Annotated in this window: 15 protein-coding genes; 14 read left to right on the top strand and 1 reads right to left on the bottom strand. The window is 68.7% G+C overall.

What is annotated here, in order from left to right:
* Positions 1–53: 53 nt before the first annotated feature.
* The 8 genes from BMX29_RS10740 to BMX29_RS10775 all read left to right on the top strand — a co-directional run bounded on the left by BMX29_RS10740 (position 54) and on the right by BMX29_RS10775 (position 10,653).
* A complete protein-coding gene (locus BMX29_RS10740; protein ID WP_043845081.1) occupies positions 54–2,582 on the top strand; it encodes a cation:proton antiporter in 2,529 nt (842 codons plus the stop codon).
* Between the two features lie 109 nt (positions 2,583–2,691).
* The gene (locus BMX29_RS10745) at positions 2,692–4,464 is read left to right on the top strand and encodes a heparinase II/III family protein (protein ID WP_092812594.1); all 1,773 of its coding nucleotides are present in this window, start codon (positions 2,692–2,694) and stop codon (positions 4,462–4,464) included.
* Positions 4,465–4,480: 16 nt separating this feature from the next.
* Complete coding sequence (purH, locus tag BMX29_RS10750; protein ID WP_092812775.1) at positions 4,481–6,067, top strand: bifunctional phosphoribosylaminoimidazolecarboxamide formyltransferase/IMP cyclohydrolase; 1,587 nt, start codon at positions 4,481–4,483, stop codon at positions 6,065–6,067.
* Positions 6,068–6,164: 97 nt separating this feature from the next.
* On the top strand, positions 6,165–6,662 hold the full coding sequence (gene lspA, locus BMX29_RS10755) for a signal peptidase II (protein ID WP_092812597.1): 498 nt from the start codon (positions 6,165–6,167) through the stop codon (positions 6,660–6,662).
* A 53-nt stretch (positions 6,663–6,715) separates the two neighbouring features.
* Complete coding sequence (locus BMX29_RS10760) at positions 6,716–7,246, top strand: DUF3035 domain-containing protein (RefSeq protein ID WP_081749789.1); 531 nt, start codon at positions 6,716–6,718, stop codon at positions 7,244–7,246.
* Between the two features lie 117 nt (positions 7,247–7,363).
* Entirely contained in the window at positions 7,364–8,788 is a 1,425-nt protein-coding gene (locus BMX29_RS10765; RefSeq protein ID WP_092812600.1) for a M16 family metallopeptidase, read from the top strand.
* Positions 8,785–10,110, top strand: coding sequence for a M16 family metallopeptidase (locus tag BMX29_RS10770; RefSeq protein WP_092812603.1), 1,326 nt, complete (start codon positions 8,785–8,787; stop codon positions 10,108–10,110). Before BMX29_RS10765 ends, BMX29_RS10770 begins: the two co-directional genes overlap by 4 nt.
* Before the next feature lie 102 nt (positions 10,111–10,212).
* Complete coding sequence (locus BMX29_RS10775) at positions 10,213–10,653, top strand: DUF4174 domain-containing protein (RefSeq protein ID WP_092812606.1); 441 nt, start codon at positions 10,213–10,215, stop codon at positions 10,651–10,653.
* A gap of 38 nt (positions 10,654–10,691) precedes the next feature.
* On the opposite strand, the gene dapA is transcribed toward BMX29_RS10775, so the two are convergent.
* Positions 10,692–11,567: a 4-hydroxy-tetrahydrodipicolinate synthase gene (gene dapA / locus BMX29_RS10780; RefSeq protein ID WP_043845076.1), complete on the bottom strand. Its 876-nt coding sequence runs from the start codon at positions 11,565–11,567 to the stop codon at positions 10,692–10,694.
* A gap of 143 nt (positions 11,568–11,710) precedes the next feature.
* Here dapA and BMX29_RS10785 point away from each other — a divergent pair, with 143 nt between their 5' ends.
* The 6 genes from BMX29_RS10785 to urtE all read left to right on the top strand — a co-directional run bounded on the left by BMX29_RS10785 (position 11,711) and on the right by urtE (position 20,110).
* Entirely contained in the window at positions 11,711–13,666 is a 1,956-nt protein-coding gene (locus BMX29_RS10785; protein ID WP_092812609.1) for a lytic transglycosylase domain-containing protein, read from the top strand.
* A gap of 481 nt (positions 13,667–14,147) precedes the next feature.
* Positions 14,148–15,395 carry an urea ABC transporter substrate-binding protein gene (gene urtA, locus BMX29_RS10790; RefSeq protein ID WP_051487789.1) on the top strand — a complete coding sequence of 416 codons (1,248 nt, stop codon included), beginning with the start codon at positions 14,148–14,150 and terminating at the stop codon, positions 15,393–15,395.
* 67 nt (positions 15,396–15,462) lie between these two features.
* On the top strand, positions 15,463–17,406 hold the full coding sequence (urtB, locus tag BMX29_RS10795) for an urea ABC transporter permease subunit UrtB (RefSeq protein WP_092812611.1): 1,944 nt from the start codon (positions 15,463–15,465) through the stop codon (positions 17,404–17,406).
* A 4-nt stretch (positions 17,407–17,410) separates the two neighbouring features.
* Positions 17,411–18,631: an urea ABC transporter permease subunit UrtC gene (gene urtC / locus BMX29_RS10800; protein WP_043845069.1), complete on the top strand. Its 1,221-nt coding sequence runs from the start codon at positions 17,411–17,413 to the stop codon at positions 18,629–18,631.
* Positions 18,628–19,377, top strand: a complete 750-nt coding sequence (urtD, locus tag BMX29_RS10805; protein ID WP_092812614.1) for an urea ABC transporter ATP-binding protein UrtD — start codon at positions 18,628–18,630, stop codon at positions 19,375–19,377. The genes urtC and urtD overlap by 4 nt, the downstream gene beginning before the upstream one ends.
* Complete coding sequence (urtE, locus tag BMX29_RS10810) at positions 19,358–20,110, top strand: urea ABC transporter ATP-binding subunit UrtE (protein ID WP_051487780.1); 753 nt, start codon at positions 19,358–19,360, stop codon at positions 20,108–20,110. The genes urtD and urtE overlap by 20 nt, the downstream gene beginning before the upstream one ends.
* The last annotated feature ends 4 nt before the right edge of the window (positions 20,111–20,114 follow it).

Below are 20,114 nucleotides of genomic sequence, written 5' to 3' on the forward strand. Positions count from 1 at the left end.
GCTCGCGCGCGGGCTACATTCCGCCGCGCGTCACGCTAGGCTAAAGCGACGTCATGGATGTCGTTGTCGTCACCGCGGTCATCGCGGCCCTCTTCGTTCTGATCGGCGTGGCCGAGCCCCTCGCCGGGCGGCTGCGGCTGCCGTACTCGGTCATGCTCGCCGCGCTGGGCATCCTGATCGGTGCGGGCGCGAGCTTTCTGCTGCGAACCGAGCTGACCGACGCGCTCAACCCGGTGGCGGAGGCGATCCTCAATTTCCCGATCCGCTCCAACGTCTTCCTGTATGTCTTCCTGCCGACCCTGCTGTTCCAGGTGACGCTGGGCATGAACCTGCGGCGGATGATCGACGACTGGGTGCCGATCGTGACTCTCGCGGTGGTGGCGGTGGTGTTCTCGACGGTGGTCGTGGGCTACGGCCTGTCGATCGTATCGGGCCTCAGCCTCGTGACGTGCCTGCTGATCGGGTCGATCGTATCGACGACGGACCCCTCGGCCGTGGTCTCGATCTTCCGCTCGATCGCGGCGCCGCGGCGGCTGGCGCGGATCGTCGAGGGCGAGAGCCTGATGAACGACGCCGCGGCCATCGCCATCTTCGGTCTGCTCATGGGCTTCGTGATGCAGGGGGTTCCGGATCCCTCGCTCTGGGGTGCGGTGCGGCAGTTCCCGCTGCTGATCCTCGGGGGCGTCGGTGTCGGCGTACTGTTCGGGCAGGTCGCCGTCATGGTCATGGCAACCTTCGGCCGGTTCGAGCTGGCGCAGCTGTCGCTGTCGGTGGCGCTGCCCTATCTCGCCTACATCGCGGCGGAGCAGATGCTGGGCGCCTCGGGCGTGATCGCCGTGGTCGCCGCCGGGCTCTCGATGAACGTGAGCGCGCCGGGCGCGCTGGCGCCGGGCACATGGACCAACATGCGCGAGATGTGGGACCAGCTGGCGCACTGGGCCGGGGCGCTCATCTTCGTTCTCGCCGCGATCCTGATCCCGCGCCTGCTCGAGGACATCGCCTGGGTCGACGTGGGCCTGATCCTGGTCGTTGCGGCCACGGCGCTGGCGGCGCGGGCGGTGATCCTCTTCGTTCTTCTGCCGGGGCTCGCGCTCGCGCGGCTGTCGCCGCAGGTGGACCGCCCGTACCGCGCGGCGATCCTCTGGGGCGGCCTGCGCGGCGCCGTCACGCTGGCGCTGGCGCTGGCCGTCACCGAAAGCGCGCGGGTGCCGCCGGACGTGAAGCGCGTCGTCGGTATCCTCGCCACCGGCTACACGCTTTACACGCTGGTGGTGCAGGGCTCCTCGCTGCGCTGGGTGATCTCGAAGCTGGGTCTCGACAAGCTGTCGCCGCTCGATTCGGCGCTGGCCAAGCAGGTGGTCGCCGTCGCGCTCCAGAGCGTGCGCGAGGACGTGAGCCAGGCCACCGAGAACTACGGCCTGTCGCGCGACATCGTGCGCTCGGAGGCCAAGAGTTTCGGCGAGAGGCTGGAGGGCGCGGTCCGCGCCGCCGAGGGCAGCGAGGAGATCGCCGACCGCGACCGGGTCACGCTGGGCCTGATCGCGCTGGCGGGGGCCGAGCGTGACATGATCCTGGACCGCTTCCGAGAGCGCGCGGTGTCGCCACGCCTGACCGACCGCATCCTGTCGGACGTGGACCGGCTTCTGGAACACGCGCGCCATTCGGGCCGGCTGGGCTATCGCCGCGCCGCGCGTCGGGCGGTGGGGATCGACCCGTCCTTCCGCTTCGCCGTGCGGCTCTACAACCGGTTGCGGATTTCCTATCCGCTGGCGAGGCTGACCGCCGACAGGTTCGAGATCCTGCTGCTGCAGGGACTGGTTCTTCGCGACCTCGACACCTTTATCGACAGCCGCATCCGCCGCATTCACGGGCGCCGGGTGGCCGAGATCCTGCACGACCTGCTCGACCGACGTGCCGAGATGGTGGAGCAGGCACTCGACGGTCTGCGGCTGCAATATCCGGGCTACGCCGAAGAGCTGGAGCGCCGCTTCATCCGGCGCACCGCGCTGCGGCTCGAGAAACGGGAATACGACCTGCTCTACGAGGAGGGGTTGATCGGGGTCGAGCTGCATACCGACCTGATGCGCCGTCTCGACCGCCGGTTCTCGCGCGAGGATACGCGCCCCGCGCTCGACATCGTGCTGCAGAAAGCCGAGCTGGCGCGCCAGTTCCCGCTGTTCTCGGAACTCGACGAAGCCACGCTCAAGCGGCTGTCGAAGGCGCTGGTGACACGCTACGCCGACGAGGGCGACGTGATCGTCACCCGCGGCTCGGCGGCGGACACGGTCTACTTCATCGCCTCGGGCGCCGTGGAACTGCGCATGTCGCGCCAGAGCTGGCGCCTCGGACGCGGCGAGCTGTTCGGCCAGCTTGCCATGCTGACCAAGACGGCGCGGCGCGCCGAGGTGCGGGCGATCGCGCCCTCGACGCTTCTGGCGCTGGACGAACGGCGGTTCCGTCGCCTGCTGCGCCGGTCCAAAGCGGTTCAGCGCGCGGTGCGCGACAGCGCCGAGAAGCGCGGGATCAACGTGCCCGAACTCGACCGGATGCGCGGGCAGGAGGTCCGGCAGGCGGCCGAGTAGCCCGCCCCCCGTGGCCCGCGCTCAGGTTGGCCGGTGACTTTGGTCGGCACGCTCGATATGGTCGCCGGCAAGATCACGCCGAGACAGGCGGGCGAGAGGCGGGCAGGGCATGTCCAGATTGCAGAGATGGCGGGCCGCCGCGGGGCGGGCCCATAACCGCTATCACGCGCTGCGGGCGGCCCGGGCGCGCCCGGCCACGGCGTTCCTTTCGGCCCCCGAGCCGCGCACCGTCGGCAGCTTCGCCCGCGGCCGGCAGCTCGCCGCCGGGAACCTGCTGTTCGCCGGTCATCTCGTCGAGGCGCCGGGCTGGCCGATCTGGGATGTGACGCCGCCCGACCCCGCCTTCGAGGAAGAGATACAGGGCTTCACCTGGCTCGACGATCTTGCCGCCGTCGGCGAACCCAGGAGCCGCGCGGTGGCGCAGGACTGGGTCTGGGGCTGGATCGAGCGATACGGGTCCGGACACGGTCCGGGCTGGCGTCCCGACCTCGCCGGGCGTCGCATCATCCGCTGGACGCACCACGCGCTTTTCCTGCTGCGGGGGCGGTCGTCGGAACAATCGGACGCCTTCTACCGGGCGCTGGGCGCGCAGACGCTCTACCTCTCGAGACGCTGGAGCGCGACACCGCCGGGCCTTGCGCGGTTCGAGGCGCTGACCGGGCTGCTTTACGCGGGGCTCTCGCTCGAGGGGATGGAGCGGTTCGTGCCCGGGGCGCAGGCGGCGCTGGCACGCGAGTGTACGCGCGTCGTGGACGATGAGGGCGGCCTGCCCACGCGCTGCCCCGAGGACCTTCTGGAGGTTTTCACACTGCTGACCTGGGCCGGCGCCGCGCTGACCGAGACCGGCCGAACCCTCGACCGCGAACATGCCGGGGCGATCGAGCGCATCGCGCCGACGCTTCGCGCGCTGCGCCACGCGGATGGCGGGCTCGCCCGGTTCCACGGCGGCGGGCGCGGCGCGGAGGGGCGGCTCGACCAGGCGCTGGCGGCCTCGGGGGTCAGGCGACGCGGGGGCAAGGGCCTCGCCATGGGCTTCGCGCGACTGCAGGGCGGCCGCACGAGCGTCGTCGTGGACGCCGCGCCGCCGCCGACGGGACCGGCCTCGTACAACGCGCACGCCTCGACGCTGGCGTTCGAACTGACCTCGGGAAGACGTCCGCTGGTCGTGAACTGCGGCTCGGGCGCGATCTTCGGATCGGACTGGCGCCGGGCGGGAAGGGCGACGCCGTCGCACTCGGCGCTCTGCCTTGACGGTTATTCCAGCGCCCGGCTCGGAGCGCCCGGCTTCATCGGGGCCGCGCGCCGCGAGATGCTGGAGGACGCCCCGACCCGCGTCCCCTGCGAGCTCAGCCCGGCCGAGGACGGCACCCGGTTCGAGGGCGGCCACGACGGCTATGTCGCGACCCACGGCCTGACCCACGCGCGCACGCTGGAGCTGACCCATGACGGGCGCGCGCTGGCGGGCGAGGACCTGCTGGTGGCGATCTCGGACCGGGACAAGCGGCTCTTCGATCACCGCATGGACGCCGTGCGGCTGTCGGGCCTGCCGTTCCAGATCCGGTTTCACCTGCACCCCGACGTGGACGCCGAGTTGGACATGAACGGAACGGCGGTCTCGATGGCGCTGCGTTCGGGCGAGATCTGGGTGTTCCGGCACGATCTGGGCGCGGATCTGCGGCTCGAGGCATCGGTCTATCTCGAGAAGGGGCGATTGCGGCCCCGCGCCGCGCAACAGGTCGTTTTATCCGGCCGCGCGATGGAGTATGCGACCCGCGTCCGCTGGTCCTTCGCCAAGGCGCAGGAGACGGCGATCGCGATCCGCGATCTCGCTCCGGCCGCGGCGGATGACGACGAAGCGGACGAGAATGGTGACGACAGCTGATTTCCGGGACACCCGCATGACCGACAAAGCCCCCCTGCGCCGCGCGCTTCTTTCCGTGTCCGACAAGACGGGCCTCGTGGACCTCGCCCGCGCGCTGGCCGAAAGGGGGGTGGAGCTTCTGTCGACGGGCGGCACCGCCCGTGCCATGCGCGAGGCCGGCCTCGAGGTGCGCGACGTGGCCGACGTCACGGGCTTTCCCGAGATGATGGACGGGCGGGTGAAGACGCTGCACCCGGCCGTGCACGGCGGACTGTTGGCGCTGCGGGACGACGACGCCCACGTGGCTGCGATGGAAGAGCACGGGATCGGCGGGATCGATCTGCTGGTGGTGAACCTCTACCCGTTCGAGGCCGCCGTCGCGGGCGGGGCGGACTACGACACCGCGATCGAGAACATCGACATCGGCGGCCCTGCGATGATCCGCGCCGCGGCCAAGAACCACCGCTTCGTCAGCGTGGTCACGGATGTCGAGGACTACGAGGCGCTGCTGGCCGAACTGGACGCCAATGACGGCCGGACCAGCTATGCCTTCCGGCAGAAACTGGCGCTGACCGCCTATGCGCGCACCGGCGCCTACGACGCCGCGGTCTCGACCTGGATGGCGGATGCGCTGGGCGAGACCGCGCCGCGCCGACGAGTGGTCGCGGGCAAGCTCGCGCAGAGCTTGCGCTATGGCGAAAATCCGCACCAGGCGGCGGCGTTCTACGTCGATGGCAACGCCCGGCCCGGCGTGTCCACCGCGCGCCAGCTCCAGGGCAAGGAGCTGTCGTACAACAACATCAACGACACCGACGCGGCCTTCGAACTGGTCTCGGAATTCGGCGACGCCGCGCCGGCCTGCGCGATCATCAAGCACGCCAACCCCTGCGGCGTGGCGACGGGCGCGACGCTCAAGGAAGCCTACGGCCGGGCCTTCGACTGCGACCGGACCTCGGCCTTCGGGGGTATCGTGGCTCTGAACAAACCGCTCGACCGCGAGACCGCCGAGGCGATCACCGAGATCTTCACCGAGGTGGTCATCGCCCCCGACGCCGACGAGGAGGCCCGCGCGGTCTTCGCGGCCAAGAAGAACCTGCGCCTGCTGCTGACCGGCGGGCTGGCCGACCCTTCGGCCGCGGGTCTCGCTCTGCGGCAGGTGTCGGGCGGCTTTCTCGTGCAGGACCGCGACGTCGGCCGGGTCGGCGCGGACGACCTGACCGTCGCGACCGAGCGTGCCCCGTCCGAGGCGCAGATGATCGATCTGCGCATGGCCTGGACGGTGGCCAAACACGTGAAGTCGAACGCCATCGTCTACGTTAAGGACGGCGCGACGGTCGGCATCGGCGCGGGACAGATGAGCCGGGTCGATTCGACCCGCATAGCCGCGCGCAAGGCGCAGGACATGGCCGAGGCGCTGGGCCTCGACGCCCCGCTGACGCGGGGCGCCGCGGTAGCCTCGGACGCGTTCTTCCCGTTCGCGGACGGCCTGCTGGCGGCGGCCGAGGCTGGCGCCACGGCGGTGATCCAGCCCGGCGGCGCCATGCGCGACCAGGAGGTGATCGACGCGGCGAACGAGGCCGGCCTTGCCATGGTCCTCACCGGCATGCGGCACTTCCGCCATTGAACCGCACGGCGATCCCCCGGCCCGCGACGGCCCCGCCGCCTGCGGCGAGCGTGCCCGCCCGCGTGCCCTGCGCGGCCGCGGACCGGAGGAAACCCGCATGAAGACAGTCGCCATCACCGCCGCCGTGATCTTCGTGCTCGATCAGCTCACCAAGTGGTGGATCGTGCACATGATGGGGCTCGACGCGAAGGGCATCATCGAGGTGTGGCCGCCCTTCCTCGAGTTCCGGATGGCCTGGAACTACGGAATCAACTTCGGCCTGTTCTCGGGGCAGGCGGACATGACGCGGTGGGTGCTGATCGCCGTGGCGCTGGGCATCGTGCTGTTCGTGCTGGTGTGGCTGCGCCGCGATCCGCCGGGGCTCTGGGGCAAGATCTCGGGCGGCGTGCTGATCGGCGGCGCGCTCGGCAACGTGGTGGACCGGCTGCTTTACGGCGCCGTCGCGGATTTTCTCAACATGTCGTGCTGCGGAATCGACAACCCCTATGCCTTCAACGTGGCGGACATCGCGATCTTCGTGGGCGCCGCGGGGCTGGTGCTGTTCTCGGACGACGGTGGCAAGGGCCCGCGCACGAGCCGGAAAAAGCGCGCGTGACGCCCGCGACCGTTTCGGATAAGGCTCGGGCGACGAGAACCGGGAGTGACAGGATGAGCGGGCTCAGGATCGCGACGCTTGCCATGATCGCCACGACGCTGGCCGCCTGCAGCGGTATCCGCGACGGCGAAACCAATCTGCGCGACGTGAACGACTATCGTGGCACGCCCGAGGAGTTCGGCATCGTGCCGAACCGTCCCTTGCAGATGCCGCAGAGCTTCGCGCAGTTGCCGGCGCCCACCGAGGGCGCGAACCGCGCCGACCTCACGCCGTTGCAGGATGCGGTCGCGGCCCTGGGCGGCGATCCGTCGCGCATGGCGGTCACCGGCATCCCCGCGGGAGACACCGCGCTGGTCGCGGCCGCCGGCCGCCGGGGCGTGGCTGCCGGCATCCGCCGCGAGCTGGCGGTGGACGACGCGGCCTTCCGCCGGCGCAAGTCGATCCTGAACTTCAAGATCGTGCGCGACGACGAGTACAACCGCGCCTATCGCGGCCAGTCGCTTGACGCGCAGGGCTGGTTGCAGCGCGTGCGCCGGCCCGGCACCTCGATCCGCACCCCGTCGGCCCCGCCGCCCGCGCGCTGAGCGTCGCGCCGGCAGCGGCGGGTTGCCGCAGCAGGTTACATCTGTGTCAGGTTGCTTGAAGTGCGGCACGGGGGGCGTAGCTTGAAAGCATATCCCGACCGAGGAGGCTTTCGAGACATGTTGAAACGGCTGAGCGCGCTCGCCGCCTCACTCCTGCTGGCCGGCCCCGCCGCCGCGCAGCAGCAGGAGATCGACGAGCAGGTGACGACCTTCACGCTGGACAACGGCATGGAGGTGGTGGTCATCGAGAACCACCGCGCCCCCGTCGTCACGCACATGGTATGGTATCGCGCCGGGTCCGCCGACGAGACGCCCGGCGTCTCGGGCGTGGCGCACTACCTCGAGCACCTGCTGTTCAAGGGCACCGACACGCTGGAGCCCGGCGAGTTCAGCCGCGTGGTCGCCGAGAACGGCGGCACCGACAACGCCTTCACCAGCTACGACTACACCGCCTATTTCCAGCGCGTGGCCTCCGACCGCCTTGGTCGCATGATGGAGATGGAGGCCGACCGCATGGTGAACCTGCAGCTCACCGAGGAGGACATCGCCACCGAGCGCGACGTGATTCTCGAAGAGCGCAACCAGCGCGTCGAGAACGAGCCTTCGGCCCTCTTCAACGAGCAGGCAAGCGCGGCGCTTTTCCTCAACCATCCCTACGGCACGCCCATCATCGGCTGGAAGCAGGAGATGGAGGCGCTCGACATGGAGGCCGCGCTCGACTTCTACGAGCTGCACTACGCGCCGAACAACGCGATCCTTGTGGTCGCGGGCGACGTGACGCCGGACGAGGTGCGCAGTCTCGCCGAGGAACACTACGGCGCGATTCCCGCCAACCCCGACGTCGAGGAGCGGGCCCGCCCGCAGGAGCCGCCGCAGCGCGCCGAGCGCCTGCTGCGCTTCTCGGACCCGCGCATCGCGCAACCCTACGTGACCCGCAGCTACCTGGCGCCCGAGCGTGACCCGGGCGAGCAGGAGACGCCCGCCGCGCTTGTCATGCTGGCCGAGATTCTCGGCGGCGGGCAGACCTCGGTCCTGACGCGCGAGTTGCAGTTCGAGGAGAACGTCGCGGTCTACACCAGCGCGTTCTACGACTCGACCGCGCTCGACGACACGCGGTTCTCGTTCGTGGTGGTGCCCGCCGAGGGCGTCAGCCTCGAGGAGGCCGAGGACGCCCTGGACGAGGCCGTGGCAAACTTCCTCGAGGAAGGCGTCGACCCCGAGCAGCTGGAGCGGATCAAGTTCCAGCTCCGGGCGCAGCGGATCTACGCGCTCGACAATTCCGACGGGCTCGCGCGGCGCTACGGCTCGGCGCTCGCGAGCGGCCTGACCGTCGAGGACGTGCAGGCGTGGCCCGACGTTCTGGAAGCGGTGACCGAGGAGGACATCCTCAAGGCCGCGCGGCAGGTTCTCGACCGCGATCATGCCGTGACCGGCTACCTGACCGGGGACGAAGCCGAGGCGCCGACGCCCGCCGCCGCTCCGGCCGAGGAGGCCCCCGCCCCCACGCAAGAGGACCCCGCCCTCAATGAGGTGACGCAATGACCCGCACGTTTCCCGCCGCCCTGGCCTTCTGCGGCGCAACGCTCGCCGCCCTTCCCGCACTCGCGGCCGTCGACATCCAGGAGGTGACCACAGACGCCGGCTACGAGGCGTGGCTCGTCCAGGACGAGACCGTGCCCTTCGTATCGCTGGAGCTTCTGTTCGAGGGCGGCACGTCGCTCGATCCGGAGGGGCAGGCCGGCGTGACCAATCTCATGGTCGGACTGCTGGAGGAAGGCGCAGGCGATCGCACGGCGCGCGAGTTTGCCGCGGCGCAGGAGTCGCTGGCGGCGTCTTTTTCCTACGATGCGGGACAGGACAGCGTGACCGTCTCGGCGCGCTTCCTGACCGAGAACATGGACGAGGCCGTGGCCCTTCTGCGCGACAGCCTCGCCGAGCCGCGCTTTGACGAGGACGCGGTGGAGCGGGTCCGCGCACAGGCGCTGTCGGGGCTGCGGTCGGCCCAGACCGACCCGAGCAGCATCGCCGAGCGCCGCGCGTCCGAGGAAGTGTTCGGGGACCATCCCTATGCCGTGCCGGTCGCCGGCACGATCGAGAGCGTGACGGACCTGACCCGCGACGACCTGGTCGCCGCGCACGAGGCCGCCATCGCGCAGGACCGCGTCATCATCGGCGCTGCGGGCGACATCTCGGCCGACGAGCTGTCCGAGCTGATCGACACGCTGATGGCCGACCTGCCCGCCGACGGCGCCGAGCGGCCCGGCCCGGCGGACCCGACCTTCGATGGCAGTGTCCGGGTCGAGCAATTCGACACGCCGCAGTCGGTGGCGATCTTCGGCCAGCCGGGGATTCCGCGCGACGACGAGGATTTCTTCGCGGCCTACGTGATGAACCAGATCCTCGGCGGTGGCGGCTTCGAGGCGCGCTTGATGGAAGAGGTCCGCGAAAAGCGCGGCCTGACCTACGGCATCTATTCCTACCTCGCGAACCGCGAGAACGCGGACATGATGATGGGCCGGGTGCAGTCGGCCAACGACCGGGTTGCCGAGGCCATCGAAGTGATCCGCGACGAATGGCGCCGCATGGCGGAAGAGGGCGCGACGCAGGACGAGGTCGACCAGGCGAAAACCTACCTGACCGGCGCCTACCCGCTGCGCTTCGACGGCAACGGGGCCATCGCCGACATCCTCGTCGGGATGCAGTTGCACGATCTCCCGATCGACTACGTGGAGACCCGCAACGAAAAGGTCGAGGCGGTCACCCGCGAGGACGTGAACCGGGTGGCGGCAGAACTGCTCGATCCCGAGAAGCTGAGCTTCATGGTGGTTGGGCAGCCCGAGGGGCTTCCGGCCCCCACGCAGTAACGCAGTTGTCACCCCGGGCCCGCGCGGCCCGGGGTTGTCCCGTGCGCCTGTCGTCTAGCTGACGTCTTCAAAGTCACGGACGACGACGAAGGAGCGTTCCCCATGACATACGGGTTTGCGACCCCCGGCCTGCGCGCCGCTCTGCTGGGGGCGGCGATCCTCGCGGCCCCCTCCGGTCACGCACAGGGTTCGGCCGGCGACATCGTGCAGCCGATGCCAGACGACCCGTCGGCGTTGCGCTGGGAGGCGCGGCCTGTGCTGCTGTTCGCGGCATCGGCAAATGACACCGCCTACACCGAACAGCTGGCCGCGCTGCGCGAGGCGCGTGCCGGCCTTGCCGACCGCGAGATCGTTGTGCTGGCGGATACATCCCCCGACACGAACGGCGCCTTGCGGCAGCGCTTCGGGCCCGACGGCTTCCTGTTCGTTCTGGTGGGCAAGGATGGTGGCGTGAAACGCACCGAGACGGCGCCGATTGCCGCGGGATCGCTGTTCGACACCATCGACGCGATGCCCATGCGGCAGCGCGAAATGTCGGAGTGATCCGTCTGCCCCGGCGCGGGCCGGGGCAGAGGTCAAAATCAGTTCAGCAGTCCAGCGTGACGCAGGCCGAGGTCCACGAGATCGCGGGTTGGCTCGGTCAGAGGCAGGAGCGGAACGCGCACTTCGTCCTCGCAGAGGCCGAGGCGCGACATGGCATATTTCGCGCCGCAGAGGCCCGGCTCGGTGAAGATGGCGTGATGCAGGGGCATCAAACGGTCCTGGATTTCCAGCGCGCGACCGTAATCGCCGGCGAGGCAGGCCTCCTGAAGATCGGCGCAAAGCCGCGGCGCCGCGTTCGCGGTCACCGAGATGCAGCCGATTCCGCCCTGCGCGTTGAACCCGTGCGCGGTCGCGTCCTCGCCCGAAATCTGCAGGAACTCCGGGCCGCAGGAAATCCGCTGCGCGCAGACCCGGGCGAGGTCGCCGGTCGCGTCCTTCACGCCAACGATCCGCGGCAGCTTGGCCAGCTCGCCCATCGTCACCGGGGTCATGTCCACGGCCGAACGGCCCGGAATGTTGTAGATGATGATCGGCAGATCCGTGGCGTCGTGCAGCATCTTGAAATGCGCGTAAAGTCCGGCCTGCGTCGGCTTGTTGTAGTAGGGCGTGACCACCAGCGCGCCGTCGGCGCCCACGGCCTCGGCGTGCTTGAGAAAGCGCATCGCTTCGGCGGTGTTGTTCGACCCGGTGCCGGCGATGACGGGAATGCGGCCCGCGGACTGCGCGACGACGGTCTCGACGACGGCCTCGTGCTCCTCGTGGCTCAGCGTCGGGCTTTCGCCCGTGGTGCCGACAGGGACCAGACCGTGGCTGCCCTGGTCGACATGCCAGTCGACCAGACGTTTGAGCGTCTCGAAATCCACCGCGCCGTCCTTGAACGGCGTGACCAGGGCTGGCATCGACCCCTTGAACATGACACGCTCCTTCTCAATTCGGTTCCGAGTTCCGGGCGGCGCCGGAGGCTGTTCTCGTCTCGCGTTCGTGAGTTGAGACCGGCTTTCCGGCCGATATGCTCCGGGGCGTGTCTATCCTCTCTCGATCGGGAAATTGCAAGCTGATGTCGCGTCTGACGGCCTGGCTCCTCCTGCCTCTCCTGCTTCTCGTCGCGCGGCCCGTGGCGGCGCAGGATGCCTTGGGGCGGGCGATGGATTTGATGCGGCAGGGCAACTGGGCCGCTGCCATGATCGAGGCGCGCGGCGACGGGCAGGTCGGGCTCGACGTGATCCTTTGGCACTACCTGCGCGAGGGCAACGGAGATGCGCGGCAGGTGCAGGACTTCGTGTCCCGCAACGCCGACTGGCCGGGCATGGATTACCTGCGCGAGAAGAGCGAGGAGGCAATCACCAGTGCCCCCCATGCCGACGTGCTTGCCTTCTTCGACGAGGGCCTGCCGCAGACCGGCTCGGGTGCGTTGTCCTACGCGCGCGCGCTACTGGATGCCGGTGAGAGCGGAGCCGCGGAAGCGACGGTCGTGATGGCCTGGCGCACGCTGGCGCTGTCATCCGAGGAGGTTGCCGCCTTCCTCGCGCAGCACGGCGACCTGCTGCGTCCGCATCACTCCGCGCGGCTCGACATGGCGTTGTGGAACGGCTGGACCTCGAACGCGCGTCGGATGCTGGGGCTGGTGGACGACGACCGCCGCGCCCTGGGAGAGGCACGGCTGGCCCTGCAGGAGATGGAGGCCGGCGTCGATTCGAAGATCGAGGCGGTGCCGGCGTCGTTGGTCGACGATCCCGGCCTGGCGCATGACCGCTTCGAGTGGCGCGCCCGGAAGGGGCGGGACGAAAGCGCCATCGAGCTTCTGCTGGAGCGCGCCACCAGTGCAGAATCTCTGGGCGAGCCGTCGGCCTGGGCCGAGCGGCGTCGCGTCATGGCGCGCGAGAAGATGCGCGCCGGTGACGTCGAGACCGCGTATCGGATCGCCTCGACACATTACATGGTCCCGAACGGGGAGTATGCCTATTCGGACCTCGAATGGCTCTCCGGCTTCCTCGCTCTTCGGTTCCTGAACGACCCGGAGCTTGCCGCCGAGCATTTCCGCCGGATGCGCGCGTCGGTCGATACGCCGATCTCGCTCGGGCGCGGCAATTACTGGCTCGGCCGCGCCGAGGAAGCTGCCGGGAACACCGAGGCGGCACAGGCGGCCTACGCAGAAGGCGGGCAGTACCAGACGGCGTTCTACGGCCTTCTCGCCGCCGAAAAGGCCGGTCTGGCACCCGATCCGAACCTCGGCGGCGACCGTGACCTGCCCGACTGGCGCGAGGCGGACTTTACCGAAAGCACCGTCTTCGAGGCGGCCAACCTGCTGATGGAGGCGAACCAGGACTACCTGGCCGAACGCTTCTTCACGCACCTCGCCGAGAGTCTCGACCGCACCGGCGTGGCGCAACTGGGCGAGATGCTCGAAGAGATGGACCGCCCGCACTTCCAGGTGATGGTGGGCAAGCGCGCGGCGCAATACGGGATGGAGGTGCACGGCCCCTACTACGCCGTGCCGTCCTTCGCCGGGCGCAACTGGCCCGTTCCGACCGAGCTGGTTCTGGCGATTGCGCGGCGCGAATCGGAGTTCGACCCGGTGGTGGTCTCGCCTGCCGGCGCACGCGGTCTGATGCAGCTGATGCCCGGCACGGCGCGCGACGTCTCGGGCTGGCTCGGCGAAAGCTACGACATGGGCCGGCTGACATCGGACCCGGCCTACAACGCCCGTCTCGGGTCGGCGTACCTCGAACATCTGGCGCAGCGTTTCGACGGCAACGTCATCATGATGTCGGCCGGCTACAATGCCGGACCGGGCCGTCCGCTTCAGTGGATGGAACGCTGGGGCGATCCGCGCCGGGGCCAGATCGACGTGATCGACTTCATCGAGTTCATCCCCTTCCGCGAGACGCAGAACTACGTCCAGCGCGTTGCCGAGAGCCTGCCGGTCTACCGCGCACGTCTCGGGCTGGATCCGCACCCGGTGCCGTTCTCGCAGGAACTGGTGGGCAACACGCTCCTGCCGCTCGGAGAGTAGGCGGGCCGGGGGCGCACCGGGCAACCTCCCGGACATCCCGCACACCGTATTCCGGCGGCGAAGCCGCCCGGCTTGGCCGTTGCTTGCCGGTGACGCGCTCCTTCGATTCACCTGTTTGTACGCACATGGCCGGCGCCAAGCCGTGCGGCGCCAGACGCTCGGCCGGCAACCGCCTGCGCTCGCGGCATGGGGTAATTGCCCAAGTCTTGGACTGTTCTCGTCCGGTTCGCCCAAAGAGGAGGCAAATCCGCCGGGTCGGGGCGCCGATACGCCTCCGTCGTTGTCTGGCATAACGTCCCGCAACTTACTGACCTCCGTCGCGCGAAGCTGACTTTGCCGACATGCCACAGGCCGGGGCCGGAGACGCGCCCGAAGACGCGGCGCCAGACGCCGCGCGGCCAGCAGGGGGAACGTCTTTCAAAGGGACGACGATACAATGAAAACCACGTTTCAAACCGCGGGCGCCGTTGCCGCGCTGAGCATGGGCCTTGCGCTGCCCGCCGCCGCGCAGGACGCCGAGTGCCCGATCAAGGTCGGTGTGCTGCACTCGCTGTCGGGCACCATGGCCATCTCCGAGACCACGCTGAAGGACACGATCCTGATGCTCGTCGAACAGCAGAACGAGGCCGGCGGTCTCCTGGGCTGCGATCTCGAGGCGGTGGTCGTCGACCCGGCCTCCGACTGGCCGCGATTCGCCGAACTCGCCCGACAGCTTCTGACCGTGGACGAGGTCGACGTGATCTTCGGCAACTGGACCAGCGTCAGCCGCAAGTCCGTGCTGCCGGTGATCGAGGAACTCAACGGCCTGCTGTTCTACCCCGTCCAGTACGAGGGCGAAGAGAGTTCGAAAAACGTGTTCTACACCGGAGCGGCGCCGAACCAGCAGGCGATTCCGGCGGTGGACTACTTCCTCGAGGAGCTGGGCGTCGAGAAGTTCGCGCTTCTGGGGACCGACTACGTCTACCCGCGCACCACGAACAACATCCTCGAGTCCTACCTCAAGGACAACGGCATCGCCGACGAGGACATCTTCGTGAACTACACGCCGTTCGGCCACTCGGACTGGTCGACCATCGTGTCGGACGTGATCGCGCTGGGCGAGGACGGCTCGATGGTGGGCGTGATCTCGACCATCAACGGCGACGCCAACGTGGGCTTCTACACCGAGCTTGCCGCGCAGGGCGTGAGCGCCGACGACATCCCCGTCGTCGCCTTCTCGGTCGGCGAGGAAGAGCTGTCGGGCCTCGACACCTCGAACCTCGAAGGGCACCTCGCTGCTTGGAACTACTTCCAGTCGGCGGACACCCCCGAGAACGAGGAGTTCATCTCGGCGTGGCACGAGTTCATCGGTGACGACAGCCGCGTGACCAACGACCCGATGGAGGCCCATTACATCGGCTTCAACATGTGGGTGAACGCAGTTGAAGAGGCCGGCACCACCGATGTCGACGCCGTGCGCGAGGCGATGTGGGGCCAGGAATTTCCGAACCTCACCGGCGGCACCGCGGTCATGAACCCGAACCACCACCTGTCGAAGCCGGTCCTGATCGGCGAGATCCGCGCGGACGGCCAGTTCGACATCATCTCCGAGACCGAAGAGGTGCCGGGCGATGCGTGGACCGACTACCTGCCCGAATCGGCTGTTCTCAAGAGCGACTGGCAGGAGCTCGACTGCGGCATGTACAACACCGAGACCGAGACCTGCGTGCAGCAGACGTCGAACTACTGACGCCAGGCACATCTCGCGGGCGGCCCCTGAAACGGGCCGCCCGACCCTCTTTTCCGAAAGGCCCCCCATGCCACGCGCCCTCGTCACGGTGCTCGCACTGTGCCTGTCGTTCGCTTTCGCGCCCGTCGCGCGCGCACAGCAGAGCGACCTGCAATCGGTTCTCCAGGACAATCAGGACGCGGTCGCGAACCCGTCCCGCTCCACCGTCAACGAGGTGATCGACGCGCTGGTGGCGTCGGGACTGCCCGGCGTGGCCGAGTTCCTGTCGCGCTGGCAGGAGCGCGAGGTCGTCGTGCGCGAAGAGGACGGCCTGTTCTTCTACGTCGAGGACGACCAGCTGATCGACATCGCCACCGGCGAGGCAGCGGGTCCCGTGCCGGACGATGGCATCGACGAGGTCCGCCCGAACGGCGGCGTCCGTCGCGAACTGGCGGGCGCGCTCGTGCAATTCCAGCTGTCCTCGCCCGACATCGCCGAGCGGCGTGCCGCCCTAGACGCGATCTCGGGGGACATGTCTGCCGACCAGATCGAACCGCTGGCCGCCTCCATCGAGGACGAGCCGTCCGCCCGGATCGCGGCGCGCAAGCAGCGGCTGCTGGCCATGCTCACCGCGCGTTTTGGCGAAGACACCGAGGCGCGTGTCGAAGCGATCCGCCAGATCACCAACGGTGTCAGCGTCGAGCTGCGCGGCGTGCTGAACCAGATCCTGACCACCTCGGACGAAGTTTCCGAGACCGTGCCCGAGGACGTCAACGTCGCCCGGACCTACGTGCCCGGCGAGGACATGAGCCTCGATGCCGCCTATTCCGAGCTGGTGGAGCGCGATCTCGCCCCGCCGCGGGTGAGCGACGCGGACATCTACGCCGCGCTGACGCAGAACATCGCGGACGGCGCCGTGGGGGGCGTCCCGGTGGAGGAGTTGTCCGACCCCGCGCGCCGGATCGACGCCTACGAGGCGTTGGCCGCGGAGGGCACCGTGCCGGGCTTCGTCGGCCCCGACGACATGGCGGCGGCCGTGGACGCCTATTCCTTCTACGCGATCTACGACGAGCCCGACCCCGCTGTAACGGACGCCGCGCGCGCCGCCCTCGACGGGGTGGAGACGCGCGTGGGCCTGAGCGAGGCCGCCGACCTGTCGCTGGATGCGCTGTCGCTGGCCTCGATCTACTTCCTCGCGGCGATCGGGCTGGCGGTCACCTTCGGCGTGATGGGCGTCATCAACATGGCCCACGGCGAGTTCATCATGATGGGCGCCTATACCGGCTACGTGGTGCAGTCTCTGGTGCCGAACTACACGATCTCGATCATCCTCGCGCTGCCGCTGGCCTTCGCGGTGACCTTCGCGCTCGGCGTGGCGATGGAGCGGCTGGTGATCCGCTGGCTCTATCACCGCCCGCTCGAGACGCTGCTCGCGACCTTCGGGATCTCGATCGCGCTTCAGCAACTGGCCAAGAACATCTTCGGCACGCAGGCACGGCCGTTCACGGCGCCGGATTGGCTGGCCGGATCGATGGTGGTGTCCGACGTGATCTCGATCTCCTTCGTGCGGATCGCGATCTTCGTGCTAGGCCTCTTCTTCCTCGGGCTTTTGCTGTTCATCCTCAAGCGCACGCGCCTCGGCCTCGAGGTGCGGGCGGTCACGCAGAACCCGCGCATGGCCGCGTCCATGGGCATCAACTCCGAGCGCATCAACATGCTGACCTTCGGCCTCGGCTCCGGCATCGCCGGGATCGCGGGCGTGGCCATCGGCCTCTACGCTCAGGTCACATCCGAAATGGGATCGAACTACATCGTGCAGAGCTTCATGACCGTGGTCGTGGGCGGCGTCGGCAACGTCTGGGGCACCCTTGCCGGTGCCACGCTGATCGGCTTCCTCCAGAAGGGGATCGAGTGGTTCAACCCGTCGAACACGCTGGCGGCGCAGACCTTCATGATCCTGTTCATCATCCTCTTCATCCAGTTCCGGCCGCGGGGCATCGTCGCCCTCAAGGGCCGTGCGGCGGGGGACTGAGCCGATGCGCGCACTTCCCTCCTCCGTGCCGTGGTTCCTCGGCATCCTTGGCCTCGTGGTGCTGGCCGTCACGGTCATGTCCGAGGCCGTGGGCACCGGACTGATCTCGACCTCTTTCCTCAAGGTGCTGGGCATGACCCTGTGCTTCTGCCTCGCCGCGCTGGCGATGGACGTGGTCTGGGGCTATTGTGGTATCCTCAGCCTCGGGCACATGGCGTTCTTCGGTCTCGGCGGCTACGCGATCGGCATGTGGCTGATGTATGCGCGGACCGAGATCATCGTGGCCGCGAACCTCGCCGGGCGTGCCATTCCGCCCACCGAAGCCGAGCTGCGCGACGCGATCGGCAGCCAGATTTTCGGGGTCGTGGGCGCGTCCGATTTTCCGTGGGTCTGGGGCTTCGCCCATTCGCTGCCGCTGCAACTGGCGATGGTCGTGGTGGTGCCGGGGCTGATCGCGCTGGTCTTCGGCTGGCTCGCGTTCCGGAGCCGCGTCACGGGCGTCTACCTGTCGATCCTGACGCAGGCGATGACGCTGGCGCTGTCGCTGTGGTTCTTCCAGAACGACAGCGGTCTGCGCGGCAACAACGGCCTGTCCGGTCTGCAAAACATTCCCGGTTTCCTGGACGCGCCGCAGGCGGCAGTGGCGCTGGCATTCTTCCTCGCCTCGGCGCTTGCGCTGGCGCTGGGCTATGTCTTCTTCGCCTGGGTCGTGTCGGGCAAGATGGGCTCGGTCATTCGGGCGATCCGCGATGACGAGGCACGGGTGCGGTTCCTGGGATACCCGGTCGAGGGCTTCAAGCTGTTCGTTTTCACCCTGACGGCCATCGTCGCGGGTATCGCGGGCGCGCTCTATTATCCGCAAGCGGGCATCATCAACCCGGGCGAGATGGCGCCCATCGCCTCGATCTACCTGGCGGTCTGGGTCGCCATCGGCGGTCGCGGGCGACTCTACGGCGCGGTGATCGGTGCGGCCTTCGTGAGCCTCGTGTCCACATGGTTCACTGGCGGCGGCGCACCGGACATCGACCTCGGCTTCTACCGCGTCGACTGGGTGGACTGGTGGCTGGTGCTCCTGGGCGTGAGCTTCGTGCTGGTGACGATCTTCGCACCCAAGGGCCTCGGCGGTCTTGTCGACCTGTGGACGGAGCGGCGGGGCCGCGACCGCCATGGCGCGGATCTCGGGCCCGATCAGGGTGCCCTGCGCGAGAGGGAGGCAGGCGAATGAGCGGTTCGACCCGTCTTCTGGAGGTCAGCGGCGTGTCGGTCACCTTCGACGGCTTCCGCGCGATCAACAACCTGTCCTTCGCCATCGGTCCCGCCGAGATGCGTGCCGTGATCGGCCCGAACGGCGCCGGCAAGACGACCTTCATGGACATTGTTACCGGCAAGACCCGGCCCGACACCGGGCGGGTGATCTGGGGCGACGAGAACATCTCGCTCATCGGCATGTCCGAGGCGCGGATCGCCCGAGCCGGGATCGGCCGCAAGTTCCAGCGCCCCACCGTATTCGAGGAGCAATCGGTCCGCGACAACCTGACCATGGCGCTCAAGGCCGACCGGGGACCGTTCAAGGTGCTGTTCTGGAAGCCCTCGGCCGAGGAGCGCGCCAAGGTCGAGGACATCGCCGACACCATCGGCCTCGCCGGTCAGCTCGACCGTACGTCAGGAGAGCTGAGCCACGGGCAGAAACAATGGCTCGAGATCGGGATGCTGCTGGCGCAGGACCCGCAGCTATTGCTGGTGGACGAACCGGCGGCGGGCATGACCCCGGCCGAGCGTGAGCACACGACCGACCTTCTGAAGTCGCTGGCGAAGCATCACGCGGTGGTGGTGGTCGAGCACGACATGGAATTCGTCCGCCGGCTCGACTGCAAGGTAACCGTGCTGCACGAGGGCTCGGTCCTGGCCGAAGGCTCGATCGATCACGTCACGAAGAACCAGGAGGTGATCGATGTCTACCTCGGACGCTGAGACACTGCCCCGCTCGGCCGCTGTCACGGACACTCCGCGTCTGTCGGTCGAGGGGCTGGGCCTGCATTACGGCCAGAGCCAGATCCTTTACGACCTGTCGCTGATCGCCCGTGCGGGCGAGGTGACCTGCGTGATGGGCACCAACGGTGTCGGCAAGACGTCGCTCTTGCGGGCGATCTCGGGGGCACACAAGGCGTCGTCGGGCCGCATCCTGCTGGACGGAGCCGACCTGCGCGGCACCGCGGCCCATGTCCGTGCGCGGGCGGGCATCGGCTACGTGCCGCAGGGGCGCGACATCTTTCCGCTGCTGACCGTGCGCGAGAACCTCGAAACCGCCTATTCCTGTCTGCCGAAGTCCGAGCACCGCATTCCCGACGAGGTGTTCGAGCTGTTCCCGATCCTGCGCGACTTCCTCGGGCGGCGGGGCGGCGACCTGTCTGGCGGGCAGCAACAGCAGTTGGCGATTGCGCGCGCGATGATGACGAACCCCAAGGTGCTGTTGCTCGACGAACCGACCGAGGGCATCCAGCCGAACATTATCCAGCAGATCGGCGAGGTGATCCGTCACCTGCGCGGCAGCCGTGACATCGCCATCGTCCTGGTCGAGCAGTATTTCGACTTCGCCTGGGACCTGGCCGACCGCTTCGTGGTGCTCGAGCGCGGACGGGTGATCCGGTCGCAGGCGAAGGCCGACACCGATCGCGACGACCTGCTGTCCTGCGTGTCGGTCTAGGCGC

It is taken from the genome of Roseivivax marinus (genome assembly GCF_900109705.1).
Classification (GTDB): Bacteria; Pseudomonadota; Alphaproteobacteria; order Rhodobacterales; family Rhodobacteraceae; genus Roseivivax; species Roseivivax marinus.

What these genes read in the sequence shown, in the direction of transcription:
- urtB (WP_092812611.1), top strand. Translation starts at nt 15,463, where the DNA reads ATGCCACGCGCCCTCGTCACGGTGCTCGCACTGTGCCTGTCGTTCGCT.
- lspA (WP_092812597.1), top strand. Translation starts at nt 6,165, where the DNA reads ATGAAGACAGTCGCCATCACCGCCGCCGTGATCTTCGTGCTCGATCAG.
- BMX29_RS10785 (WP_092812609.1), top strand. Translation starts at nt 11,711, where the DNA reads ATGTCGCGTCTGACGGCCTGGCTCCTCCTGCCTCTCCTGCTTCTCGTC.
- urtD (WP_092812614.1), top strand. Translation starts at nt 18,628, where the DNA reads ATGAGCGGTTCGACCCGTCTTCTGGAGGTCAGCGGCGTGTCGGTCACC.
- BMX29_RS10775 (WP_092812606.1), top strand. Translation starts at nt 10,213, where the DNA reads ATGACATACGGGTTTGCGACCCCCGGCCTGCGCGCCGCTCTGCTGGGG.
- dapA (WP_043845076.1), bottom strand. Translation starts at nt 11,567, where the DNA reads ATGTTCAAGGGGTCGATGCCAGCCCTGGTCACGCCGTTCAAGGACGGC.
- urtE (WP_051487780.1), top strand. Translation starts at nt 19,358, where the DNA reads ATGTCTACCTCGGACGCTGAGACACTGCCCCGCTCGGCCGCTGTCACG.
- BMX29_RS10765 (WP_092812600.1), top strand. Translation starts at nt 7,364, where the DNA reads ATGTTGAAACGGCTGAGCGCGCTCGCCGCCTCACTCCTGCTGGCCGGC.
- urtC (WP_043845069.1), top strand. Translation starts at nt 17,411, where the DNA reads ATGCGCGCACTTCCCTCCTCCGTGCCGTGGTTCCTCGGCATCCTTGGC.
- BMX29_RS10745 (WP_092812594.1), top strand. Translation starts at nt 2,692, where the DNA reads ATGTCCAGATTGCAGAGATGGCGGGCCGCCGCGGGGCGGGCCCATAAC.
- BMX29_RS10740 (WP_043845081.1), top strand. Translation starts at nt 54, where the DNA reads ATGGATGTCGTTGTCGTCACCGCGGTCATCGCGGCCCTCTTCGTTCTG.
- urtA (WP_051487789.1), top strand. Translation starts at nt 14,148, where the DNA reads ATGGGCCTTGCGCTGCCCGCCGCCGCGCAGGACGCCGAGTGCCCGATC.
- purH (WP_092812775.1), top strand. Translation starts at nt 4,481, where the DNA reads ATGACCGACAAAGCCCCCCTGCGCCGCGCGCTTCTTTCCGTGTCCGAC.
- BMX29_RS10770 (WP_092812603.1), top strand. Translation starts at nt 8,785, where the DNA reads ATGACCCGCACGTTTCCCGCCGCCCTGGCCTTCTGCGGCGCAACGCTC.
- BMX29_RS10760 (WP_081749789.1), top strand. Translation starts at nt 6,716, where the DNA reads ATGAGCGGGCTCAGGATCGCGACGCTTGCCATGATCGCCACGACGCTG.